This is a genomic window from Desulfosporosinus sp. I2, assembly GCF_000960765.1.
GTDB lineage: Bacteria > Bacillota > Desulfitobacteriia > Desulfitobacteriales > Desulfitobacteriaceae > Desulfosporosinus.
In genome coordinates this window covers 1-11661 of the sequence record NZ_JYNH01000147.1, presented here as the reverse complement: position 1 = coordinate 11661, position 11661 = coordinate 1, and the positions used below count along the sequence as shown (strand labels likewise).

Sequence of the window (11661 nt, the reverse complement as noted above, 5' to 3'; positions counted from 1 at the left end):
AATACGAAGCCGACATGATTCGCCAAACCTTAACCATGTGCAATGACAATGTTAGCCAAGCTTCTAAGATCTTGGGTATTGGGCGTAACACTTTGTACCGTAAATTACGTCAGAACACAAGCATAAGTTAGTATTAACCTGTTCCAAGAACTATTCAGTACCATAGAACTATAGAACTAGATTATGGTATGTCCATTATGGCAACAGCAGATTATTAATCATTGTTTTACTGCCCACGAAAGTTAGGCCTTGATTCGAATTTATCTTTACACTAAATGCACCTCGATATAAGTATTATTAAAATTCTATCTTATTATGTTTAGAACACATTGGGGTTGATGATTAATAGACAGAGGGGGCGTGTATGTGAAACCTAATCAAGAATTTTCTAATATATTTGTTCGTTATGACTTAAATGCTTTACATAAGGATTTCAAAGCAAAGGGAAGTAAAACTAAGTTACCACGTAGTAGCTTACAAGTGGTTATAGATACGGTAATAGCAGGTGAAAATGAAACTATTTCAGACGTTGTCCAACAAGCACTAACTCAGCACACGCCACTAGAAGTGATTAGGGAGGGCTTGATCAGGGGTATGGAAGAGGTTGGTTATCTCTGGAGAGAACGGATTTACTATCTTCCCCAAACATTAGCCGCTTCTGATACCATGCAAATTGGTATCGAAATTTGCGAAGCGAAGATGGGTCATTCTTATAAGAAAAAAGCTGTGGTTGTTACCCATACAGCAGATGGAGATCTGCATGATTTAGGTCAAAAAATTGTTAATGCCTTACTTCGGGCCAGTGGCTTCGAAGTCATAGATCTTGGCAAAGATGTTCCGGTTGAAGAGGTTTTGGTAGCTGTGGAAAAATATCATCCGATCATGTTAACCGGAACGGCTGGGCTAACTTTAACCATGAACGCGTTTGAACGAATTTCTCAGGAGTTAAGCCATCGGGGGTTAGAATTGCCTTTTGTCTGTGGTGGTGGTGGTGGAGTCACAGCAGACTTTGTAACGAGTTTTCAATTTGGGATTTATGGCGCGGACGCAGCCCAGGCCCCACAAATGGCTGAAGACGCTCTGGCGGGTAAAAGTTGGTTGGAGTTAAGGAAAAAATATAATGGGTAATTTGTGTGAATCTGAAAAAGACTCCTAGGATAATGGAGGAGGAAATAACATTTGACGAAGGTTAAGGTCTTCGCAGGTGCCTGTGGTTTCACAAGTGTAATTCAAGTTCAGTCCGGTGGACAAACCACCGTTAAGGTTAGGATTATTTCAGCCTGTACGATGTTAAGGAGTATGAACAAGGATATTGCTGAACTAGACTGGAAAAAGGGCATATTTGATAAAATTACTGAATCTGTAATTTACCAATCGGCAGGAGAACATATAAAGCATACCGATTGCCCTGTCCCGTGTGCTATCATCAAGGCTATCCAAGTGGAGATTGGCGCCGCAGTTCCCAAAGACGTTGAAATCCGAATCCACAAGTTTGACAATAAACTAGTTTAAAACCGATTGAACTAGCCGGATCTCTGTTTTGGATTGAAGGAGACTAACAAACTGAAAAGACGGCCGTTTTAGCCTTAGGAGGAAGGTGTCTGTTCATGAGCTACGGTAGTAAAATCAGGGAATTTCGTAAAGAGCGAGGGTTAACGCTTACTAAACTTGCAGAAAAGGCTAGCATTTCTCCTTCGTTTTTGAGCAGTATCGAACGTGGTGCAAAAAAGGCATCCATTAACGTTCTTAATAGGTTAAGTGTAGCTGTCAACGTACCCGTTTCCTACTTGGTTGAGGAAAATTTGCCTAGATCCCAGGATGAGGGTAACCGTATTCACCAGATTCGGATCGCCCGCGGACTCACTATTGAAGAACTGGCGGAAATCAGCGATTTGCCGATTAACGCCATAACTGAATACGAGGAAGGCAACAGGAAGTTGGGCTTAGCAGACATACAAAAGCTTTGCGATGCTCTTAATGTTAATATTAGTTATTTACTTAGTAAAGGGAAAAAGAAATATAAGCTTAGCGATCGTCTTCGCTCTATTCGCGAAGCACAGGGATTGACAGTTACCGCCTTAGCAGATAAAGCCGGAGTCTCACCAGGATTGATAAGTCAAATTGAAAATGACCTTACGACGCCTTCCTTTGAAACTCTGGAAGCAATAGCAGGAGCTATAGGAATAGCGCTTTCTTACATATGGATAGAGAAGGAAGATCTGGAGGAGCTGCTTTCCTCTTTAAGTCCCGGTGTTCTGGACTTGCTCAGTGATTCTACCGTTCAGGCAGTGCTGCGAATAATCAGCGATTTTGACAGCGGTGAGGTAAAATATCTCTTTAGCTATATAGAGTTTTTCAAGCGTCACAGTAACCTATTACGATGATGTCCGGTGAGTCCACTGTAATATTCTAGTCTATTGCGTATGAAAATCATGGCCATAGCTATATTTTCGCAGGGAAAGGAGAATTTCCTTGGCTCAAAAACCGGAAGAAAATGAAATCCTTGCCTGTCTACATCAAGCTGTAATCAGTTTTGATATTCAGGAAGTTGAGAAAATCTGTCATTATGCAATTGAAGGGCAGTACGATATCTATCGCTGTATTTTTGAAGGGCTAGTGGCAGGAATGGAAGAAGTAGGTCGTCTTTACGAGGAAGGGGAATACTTCGTACCGGAAATGCTTCTCTGTGCAGACGCCTTGTACGCTGGGTTGGAATTGTTGCGACCTCATCTAAAGGTGCAAGAACAGGAAGTTCTACATCAAGAGAAGGGACAAGTTATTATTGGTGTAGTGTCTGGAGACATTCACGACATTGGCAAAAATATTGTACGTATGATGTTTGACATCGCGGGCTTTACTGTCTGGGATTTGGGCCGAGATGTCCCGTTAGAATATTTCATCAAGGAGCAAGAAAAGCGTAATGCTGATATTATTTGTCTTTCGTCCATGATGTCTACTACGGCACTCGAAATTAAACATGCAATCCGTAAACTGAAAGAACGCTTTCCCAATCTTAAGATTTTGGTCGGAGGTGCTCCCCTTAATGAGACTTTAGCAGCTCGATGGGGAGCGGATAGTTTTGGCAGGGATGCAGCTCATGCAGTAAAAGAGGCTATTAAAATAATTCGTTGCTTAAATCAAAAAACGTGAGTGTACATAGAGGACAAGTTGAGATGGTCCGATCTGAATTTGTAAAAGTAAATCTCCAACGATATGCGGGAAAGGGAGAATGTTCTCTCAAACGTGCGTATGATACTGATAATAAACATCAACTTTATTGCAAATATAAATTTAAAATACTAATAAATCAGCTGAATCACTAGCGATTGTTAAAATATGGACTTATTCCCTAGAAGCTATGTTTCTATAATACTAAGGCACCGTTCCTCTCGAGTGGTATTTGTATGGAACTTTTTAAGTTTAAAGAAGCTAGTTTCCTGTTGTTGCAAAGAAATTTAAAATTCTATGTCAAAGGAGAGTTCTGACTATGATTACTGTCTATACTGGTGATGGCAAGGGTAAGACTACTTCTGCTTTAGGAGAGGCTTTATTCTCTTTAGCAACTGATAAGAAGATCCTGATGATTCAATTCCTTAAAGGCAGCACTTATAGTGGAGAACTAACAGGGCTATATCGTTTGGGAATTCCACTAATCCAATTTGGAGTTGGGTGCCGTTGGGCTGGTATGATACGTTGTGGTTTGAAACACTGCACGAATTGTGGCGAATGTTTTCAGATCAACCGTGACCCAGAAGTTGCGCTTAAACTGGTTCAAGAAGCCTTGAACTATATCGCGGAAGTTCTTCAAAAAAAGGAATACGATGTTATTATTTTAGATGAGATAAGCTACCCCCTTAATTATGGTTTTTTAGACTTGCAAATACTTCTAGGGTTAATAAAGGACAGTTATCCTCATTGGATTTTAACCGGACGTCGAATGCCAGAGGAAATTTTCGAGTTTGCCGATTCTTGGTGGGAGTTAAAAGCTTGTAAACATCCCTATCTCCAAGGGGTACCAAGCCGTAGAGGGATTGAATACTAATAGGATATGCTATGAAATCCCTATGGCAATTAGATAGGGGATTATTTGGGGAGAGTGAGGTGTTGGCGTGTGAGCCAACAGGAGAATCTAGCCCAGGATAAACTGGATCCAGCCAGCTTATTGAAAAAAATTAAGGAATGGGGGTGCGAGATCGTAGGCATAGGGGATGTCAGTGATGGTTTGCCTCCTGACTTAAAAGGTCTATCCACGGCGATCTCCCTCGCTCTAATTCATCCTGAACAGAAGGCTGAAGACCAGATCTATGAATACCGTTTTTTGGAAATAGAACAGAGGTTTGAGTATATCCAGAAAAAGATCTCTAAACAGCTCAGGGATGATGGTTGGCGCTTCCTGAAGATCCCCACTGACACCAGCAAACAACGGGACCGATTGATTTCTAGGATCCACCCCCTTTTTCCTCATAAGACAGCTGCAACCTGTGCAGGGCTAGGTTGGATAGGTAAGAGCGGATTGTTGATTAATCCCTATCACGGACCTAGGCTCAGTTGGGCAACAGTCTTAACCAATGCTCCTTACTGGGCTACTGGAAAACCATATATCCATGGACAGTGCGGACACTGCATCGCCTGTGTTCGAGCATGTCCGGCTGGTGCGATTTCTGGAAAAGAGTGGAGTAGAGGCACTAATTACGAAACGATGATAGACATCGTCTCCTGTGCGCAACAGCTCGAGAATAACCGAATCACTATCGGCGAACTAGCCTGCGGTAACTGTATTAAGGTCTGTTGGCGTGGTCTTTAATTATTTACCAGTTGACAGGTGATTGAATTACCACAATTATCAATGCCCAGTAAAGCAGATTCAACGACTGAGATTCAGACTGATAATACTGCAAATAGCAGGCCGGAATCGTTGACTGGGCCAAAAAATCTGCAACCGACTCCAGTTGCGTCCGCAAAAACATGGCTTAATTGGCATACTTCAGCTCTCGCTTGGATGATAGGAGTCAGCGCGATTTCTTCCTATCTTCTGCTTATCAATTTATTACTACTATTTAAAATCAAGAAACTTCCAGTATGCGACTCAGAGGATAGCTTGAGAATTCTGGAAGAATGTCAATCTAAGCTGAAGGTCCGTTCTAAAGTTTCCGTTGTCGATTACGAAACAGTTGTCGAAACGGGCCCGATAATTTCTTTGAGAGATCCTGCGTGGACCTAGAATTCAAAATCGAATTGGTATTCCCTCAACCGACAAAGGATAACCCTAATCCAGTGATGGATCACTATAATGTTCTTTTTGTCTTTAGGTCTCTTCTATAAGATCGCATGGTCGATAATCTCAATATTTATATTTATCATAAGTAGTATCAATCGTTGTGACATATTCTTTATGCATATTGTTAATTTTATATATTTCGGGGAAACTGATAAAGTAAATCGTTGAAAGATAGCTTGAACATAAAGACTTTATGATACATAAAGTATCTGACTACCTATTGAAGTTTATGAAGCAACCCCACTTATTGAGCCGGGGTTTGAAATTTTATAAAAAACTAGTGAGGTTGAGAAAATTGACCCAAAATTATAGTACGAAAGATTGTTTTGATGGTCGACAAGCGGAATGTGAATGGATGGTTCAAACGCAACTCAAGAGTCGAGACATTACTAATGAGGCTGTGATCAATAGTATGCTCACGGTTCCGCGACACAGGTATGTAAAGCAAGATAAACAAGCGTTCGCCTATTATGACAGCGCACTAGAAATAGAGGCTGGGCAAACAATTAGTCAGCCATATATTGTAGCCCTTATGGCTCAAGCTTTAGATTTAAAAGCGAGCGACAAAGTCTTGGAAATAGGAACGGGTTCTGGTTATTCAGCTGCGATACTTTCCCGAATAGCTTTAAGAATCTATACCATCGAACGTCATAGTATACTCGCCCAACTTGCAAAGGAACGATTTAATATTCAGGGCTATGATAATATTGAAGTGCGAGTGGGGGATGGCACGCTTGGGTGGTCAGAAAAAGCACCCTATGATGCTATTTTGGTAACGGCAGGAGGCCCTGAGATACCTGATTCCTTAATCAGACAATTAGCTCCGGAGGGGCGCTTAGTTATACCAGTAGGTAATAAGGAAGATCAACATTTACTGCGCATTAAGAAAACATTAAATCAAGAATTGTTGGAAGAAGATTTGGGGTCGGTGCGTTTTGTTCCTCTTATTGGTACTAAGGGTTGGAGTTAGCCTTTGGAAGTAAGAATCTTAACCGGGTTTGGCTTTAAAAAACGCTTAACGGGTTATTTTTTTGTTATAATAAGGACAGCTAATAAGTTAGTTAACTTAAGGAGTTGTTCTTATTATGATGGAAAAGGCCTTGGAGATCTTGAAAAGGTATTTCGGATATACTCAATTCCGGGATGGCCAACAAAAGGTGATTGAAAGTTTACTCCAGGGTACGGATACTTTAGCAATCATGCCAACAGGGGCAGGGAAGTCCTTGGCCTATCAGATTCCTTCGCTGTTATTTAAAGGAACCACTCTTGTCATTTCCCCACTAATTTCTCTCATGAAAGACCAGGTGGATGCTCTGCTAGAATATGGGGTTCCAGCTACTTTTATTAACAGTTCGCTTTCTCCTAATGAAGTTCGAGCACGGATTAACCGGGCAGCTGATGGGGAATTTAAGCTATTGTATGTTGCGCCTGAACGATTAGAATCGGAGAGTTTCCGTGTTCTGCTAGAGTCTCTGAACATTTCCTTTTTGGCGATCGACGAAGCCCACTGTGTCTCTCAGTGGGGACATGATTTTAGACCGAGTTACCTTCAGCTTGGTCCCTTCATCAAATCACTACCAAAGAAGCCGTTGATCGGAGCTTTCACGGCGACGGCAACTGAAGGGGTGCAATCGGACATTGTCCGTCTATTAGAGTTAGAACAACCAAACATCTTTGTCACAGGTTTTGATCGTCCGAACCTTACCTTTTTTACATTACGTGGGGAAAATAAGAGGGTTTTCGTTTTAGAGTATGTACAAAAGAATGCGAACCAGTCAGGTATTATTTATGCTGGAACACGTAAAGAGGTAGATAGCCTGCAAGAGTTTCTCGTTAAAAATGGTCTTAAAGCCGGAAAATACCACGCGGGGATGAATGACGAGGATCGCCAAAAGAGCCAAGAAGAGTTTCTCTTTGATGAAAGAACGGTTATGGTAGCTACCAATGCGTTTGGAATGGGAATTGACAAATCGAATGTTCGATATGTAATCCATTACAATATGCCGAAAAATATGGAAGCGTACTATCAAGAGGCTGGACGTGCTGGCAGGGATGGAGACCCTGGAGAATGTTTATTGCTGTTTTCCTCCCAAGATGTCGTGTTACAACGTTATTTAATTGAACAGAGTGTCTTTCAACCTGAACGAAAAATGAATGAGTTCAAGAAACTTCAAGGGATGGTCGAATATTGTCATACCCCACGTTGTTTGCGCAAGACGATTTTGGAATACTTTAATGAAGAAAACGTTCAAGAAAAATGTGGCAACTGTAGTAATTGTAATGATGATCGTGAAATGATTGATATTACAGTGGAGGCTCAGAAAATCTTTTCCTGCATTTATCGGATGCGGGAACGTTTTGGAATAGGAATGGTGGCAGAGGTGTTAAAAGGATCACGCAAAGCAAAGATCCTTGAACTCCGCTTTGATGAACTTTCCACACATGGAATTATGAGCAAAGTCCCACTCCAAGAAATTAAAGATCGTATTAATTATTTAGTGGCGGAAAACTATTTGCAATTATCGAGTAGTGAATACCCGGTTGTCGGCTTACTGCCTATAGCACTATCCGTTTTAAAAGGGGAGGTAAAGGTTACACAAAGAATATCCCGTAAGTCTTCCAACGAAAAAGTGGAAGAGATTAGTCTATTTGATTCTTTGCGTGTGCTTCGCAGAAAACTGGCTCTCCAGGAAAACTTGCCCCCATATATGATTTTTGCTGACACGACCTTAAGAGAAATGGCCCAGGTATGTCCTAAAGATAAGCGCACGCTGATTCGGATTAGTGGGGTTGGGGAACGGAAGTTGGAAAAATACGGAGATCAGTTTTTAGAGGAAATTCGGAATTTCCTCGGAGATGAGCAGGGTATTTCAATTGCGAAATCCCAATCCCAACCTTCTGAGCCTTTAGATATTCAAGCAGACTGCGACCGTTCATTGGGAATTTCTAATTCTGAAAAACGTTCTAAAGGTAAAATTTCCAGCCATATTCAAACTTTTCAACTCTATCAACAAGGATACTCCTTAAAGGATATTGCTAAAGTTAGGAATATGACTATCCTCACAGTTCAGGATCATCTGGTACGATGTTTTCAGGAGGGTCATGAAGTGCCCTGGGATGACTTTATTCCTTTTGAACATGAATCGCTCATTCTAGAGGCTGTAGGAAAAGTAGGAAGCGGAAAATTAAGACCGATTAAGGATCTTCTGTCCGACGAGGTGGAATGGTTTACAATACGGGCGGTTTTAGAGAAGCATAAATTATAAAAGATACTCTTGAGTTTTCAAGACCCTCACTTACAGAAAGTAAGGGGTTCCATTTTGGAGTTGAAACTGCGAGGTATTCAGCAGTATATCTTAGATGGCAGTCTACAATCATCATATCAAAATGGTGTTATGCTTTTTAATCCGGAATAGCCGCATGACGGTATGGCACATGATAAGACAGGTATTGATTATGTTATGGTATATATTGAGCCGAAACTGTTTTTAGAGATTCTTGAAAAGAAGGATATAGTCCGCTTCTCTTCTCCAATTGTGTATAATTACAGGCTTCAACAAAGAATACTAAATCTTTCTTGTGCAATATTAGGTGGAAAAGCTGAAGCATTGTGCTGTGAATTGCTTTTATCTCTTGCCGATAGCTTTACCCAGCCCAATCTTTTTATGAGTTACAGGAAGGATAATGATCTAACCAGAAAAGCAAAGGATATGATTCATTCCAGCCTGGAATATGTACTAAGACTTGATGACATTTGTAGAGAACTTGATATTTCAAAATTTAAGTTTATCAGAATGTTTAAAGCCGGTACTGGAATTTCGTCATATCAATATTTTGTAAACTGCAGGTTAGAACTTGCAAAGCAGTTAATAGAAAAAAACAAAGATGTTTATTCGGCAGTAGCAGAATGTGGTTTTGTTGATTTAACACATTTAAATAAGCATTTTAAAAGCATATATGGAATAACAGCATTTGAATATATGTCCTCGCTAACTTAGGGAGGAATAGTTTACAAAAGACAGTACTACTTATAATCAGCTTTTTTCATGAAGTGGACAAGCCATGTAAGTTGTGAAATATATAAGAAAGGTGTGAGCAATATGGCGGAATCAAAAAGTGGTTTTACCCCACAAACCCCAGATTTTGCAAACCGTGTTCAATCAAGTTTTGCCCAGCAATCGGTAATGAATCTAATCGGTGCGGAACTCGTTAAGGTCCTTCCGGGTGAAGTTGAGATTTCAATTCTGTTTCGTGATAATCTTACCCAACAACACGGTTTCCTGCATGCGGGCATCATAACAACCATCGTTGATAGCGCCTGCGGTTATGCGGCCTTTAGTCTAATGCCTGGCGGCGCTTCGGTCCTGACAGTTGAATTTAAGGTTAATCTTCTTGCCCCAGCGAAGGGCGAAAGGTTTGTAGCCAGAGGGATGGTAGTCAAGCCGGGGCGGACTATAACTGTTTGCTCAGGCGAAGTTTTTGCTCTAGGTTCAGAAGAGCCTAAATTGGTTGCCACAATGACAGCAACTATGATGACGCTTCAAGGTCGTCCCGGAGTCGCCGAGGGTTAAGAACTTTGAAACTCTGTGTGATAATTAGAAGAGAGAGGGAATAAAAAAATGAATAGTGCGACTAGAACTGAATTAGCTGTTTGTGGATTGGATTGTACAAGATGCGCGGACTATGAAAATGGCGAAATCAAGAGTTTAAGTGCGAGACTGGCATATCTGCTTAGAGGTTATGAACGAGTGGCAAGTCTGAAGTCGGTAAATAACCCCCTCTTCAATGAATATCCTATATTTCTCGAATTTCTACAGCACTTTGCCCAAGGAGCTTGTGGTGGTTGCCGGAGTGATAATTTACGGTGCCCTATCGAATGCCATGCCAAAACTTGTCATCGACAACATGGTGTGGATTTTTGTTTTGCATGCAACGAATATCCATGTGACAAACAATTTGAAGGCAAGACCAGAGAAAGATGGCTGGAGCGAAACAATCGAATGAAGGAAATAGGCGTTGAGAATTATTATCTGGAACAAAGTAAATTGCCCAGATATTAACAGCAAGTCTATGACAAAATATATGCTAATATTAATTCGATGGCTATCAAATTATAAAAGGTTGCGATTATTATAGATATCAAAAAATATTCCAATATTATGACTAAGCGGAATTTAGTTTTTCCTTGAAGAAACAATTCAAAAACAAGAACATGAAATCGATCATATTGGATCGATGTTAATTTTTATTTCAATTAGTTCCTTGATGATTGTGTTCATTCAAGCTGGAACTGTTTGGTCGTGGATTTCTGCCCCAGTTATTAGTTTAGTAGCCGTATTCTTAATCGGAGTTATTATGTTTGTCTTACAGGAAAGACGTGCTGATGAACCCATTATGCCTCTGCAGATTTGGCAAGACCCATTGATTGTGGTTTCGAATTTAGCGACGTTGCGCGGAGTGGCCACAGCTTCTAACATGTTTATGAATATCTTAGGGAGTACAATGGGTGCCGCTCTTCTAGGTGGAGTTTTAAACATTAAGCTTACAAATTATTTGAGGGGCTTAAGTGGTGATACCTTAAATGTAAATGTAATCAATGTTTTACTTGACCCAATTAAGCGTGGTGCGTTACCCAATGATGTTCTAAATATGATGACATTGGCATTAGCGACTTCTCTAAACTTTGTTTTTTGGGGTTTGCTCGTTGTGGCAGCATTAAGCTTGAGCTTGGTTTTATTTTTCCCCAACAAGGACAAGGTAACAACATAAGTTGAAAGTATATACATAAATCATAGATCGATAGAGCTAATGTAACGACGAGCGCTGTACGAGAGAAGGGTGAAGGAAAGAAGACAGAATAAATAAAACTATAAATATAACCATAAATAAAATGAAAGAGGAAAATGGTTGACATATTTTCAGGTCAATGATACTATAAAAAGCGTTGCTCCACCGAGTAGAACCCGAGAGCAATAATCGTTAAAATAGTTGTTGACAGCATATGCTGAAAGTGGTATTATAACTGAGTGCCACAAAACGCACTACGATCGAAACTGCAAGAAGTTAAGGCTTTAAGCGAATTGATCAAAACAAATGAAAATTAGTTATTGACAACGAGAGTTGAAAATGCTAATATGTAATTCCGGCCTAAACAGCCAAAAAGATTATGGTCTTTGGTCACCTCCCGCCATCCTTGGCTCCGGTGACACCCAGACCGTCACGGCAGCTAGCCATCCATGGCGCTGCTCTAATCTCGAACATCCCTGTTCGAGTCATGGTCTTTGAAAACTAAACAACAAGGACAGCCAATGAGAGAAACTCACAAGAGTTTCAAAATAAATCATGAGCGAATCATCTTCTTCAAGTTAAGAAGTTTGAATAAC

14 protein-coding genes are annotated in these 11661 nt (G+C 40.6%); all 14 read left to right on the top strand.

The genetic code is table 11. The features are described 5' to 3' along the window. Positions 1–366: 366 nt before the first annotated feature. The gene (locus UF75_RS21595) at positions 367–1128 is read left to right on the top strand and encodes a B12-binding domain-containing protein (RefSeq protein ID WP_045576623.1); all 762 of its coding nucleotides are present in this window, start codon (positions 367–369) and stop codon (positions 1126–1128) included. A 51-nt stretch (positions 1129–1179) separates the two neighbouring features. After that, entirely contained in the window at positions 1180–1512 is a 333-nt protein-coding gene (locus UF75_RS21590) for a hypothetical protein (RefSeq protein WP_045576622.1), read from the top strand. A gap of 95 nt (positions 1513–1607) precedes the next feature. Further along, entirely contained in the window at positions 1608–2384 is a 777-nt protein-coding gene (locus UF75_RS21585; RefSeq protein WP_045576621.1) for a helix-turn-helix transcriptional regulator, read from the top strand. A gap of 88 nt (positions 2385–2472) precedes the next feature. Continuing rightward, positions 2473–3150 (top strand): corrinoid protein, encoded by a 678-nt coding sequence (locus tag UF75_RS21580; RefSeq protein WP_045576620.1) that lies wholly within the window; start codon positions 2473–2475, stop codon positions 3148–3150. 337 nt (positions 3151–3487) lie between these two features. Further along, positions 3488–4042: a cob(I)yrinic acid a,c-diamide adenosyltransferase gene (locus tag UF75_RS21575; RefSeq protein WP_045576619.1), complete on the top strand. Its 555-nt coding sequence runs from the start codon at positions 3488–3490 to the stop codon at positions 4040–4042. 69 nt (positions 4043–4111) lie between these two features. Further along, on the top strand, positions 4112–4804 hold the full coding sequence (locus UF75_RS21570) for a 4Fe-4S dicluster domain-containing protein (RefSeq protein WP_045576618.1): 693 nt from the start codon (positions 4112–4114) through the stop codon (positions 4802–4804). 18 nt (positions 4805–4822) lie between these two features. Then, positions 4823–5221 carry a hypothetical protein gene (locus UF75_RS21565; protein WP_156146555.1) on the top strand — a complete coding sequence of 133 codons (399 nt, stop codon included), beginning with the start codon at positions 4823–4825 and terminating at the stop codon, positions 5219–5221. Then, positions 5212–5322, top strand: a complete 111-nt coding sequence (locus tag UF75_RS31115; RefSeq protein WP_348983086.1) for a DUF4309 domain-containing protein — start codon at positions 5212–5214, stop codon at positions 5320–5322. Before UF75_RS21565 ends, UF75_RS31115 begins: the two co-directional genes overlap by 10 nt. Before the next feature lie 251 nt (positions 5323–5573). Next, positions 5574–6248, top strand: a complete 675-nt coding sequence (locus UF75_RS21560) for a protein-L-isoaspartate(D-aspartate) O-methyltransferase (RefSeq protein WP_082075276.1) — start codon at positions 5574–5576, stop codon at positions 6246–6248. A 115-nt stretch (positions 6249–6363) separates the two neighbouring features. Next, positions 6364–8544 (top strand): DNA helicase RecQ, encoded by a 2181-nt coding sequence (gene recQ, locus UF75_RS21555; RefSeq protein ID WP_045576616.1) that lies wholly within the window; start codon positions 6364–6366, stop codon positions 8542–8544. Between the two features lie 162 nt (positions 8545–8706). Next, on the top strand, positions 8707–9276 hold the full coding sequence (locus UF75_RS21550) for an AraC family transcriptional regulator (protein ID WP_242860376.1): 570 nt from the start codon (positions 8707–8709) through the stop codon (positions 9274–9276). 102 nt (positions 9277–9378) lie between these two features. Beyond that, positions 9379–9849, top strand: a complete 471-nt coding sequence (locus UF75_RS21545) for a PaaI family thioesterase (RefSeq protein WP_045576615.1) — start codon at positions 9379–9381, stop codon at positions 9847–9849. Between the two features lie 48 nt (positions 9850–9897). Continuing rightward, positions 9898–10338 (top strand): DUF3795 domain-containing protein, encoded by a 441-nt coding sequence (locus UF75_RS21540; RefSeq protein WP_045576614.1) that lies wholly within the window; start codon positions 9898–9900, stop codon positions 10336–10338. A gap of 175 nt (positions 10339–10513) precedes the next feature. Continuing rightward, positions 10514–11047: a hypothetical protein gene (locus UF75_RS21535; protein ID WP_045576613.1), complete on the top strand. Its 534-nt coding sequence runs from the start codon at positions 10514–10516 to the stop codon at positions 11045–11047. Positions 11048–11661: the final 614 nt, after the last annotated feature.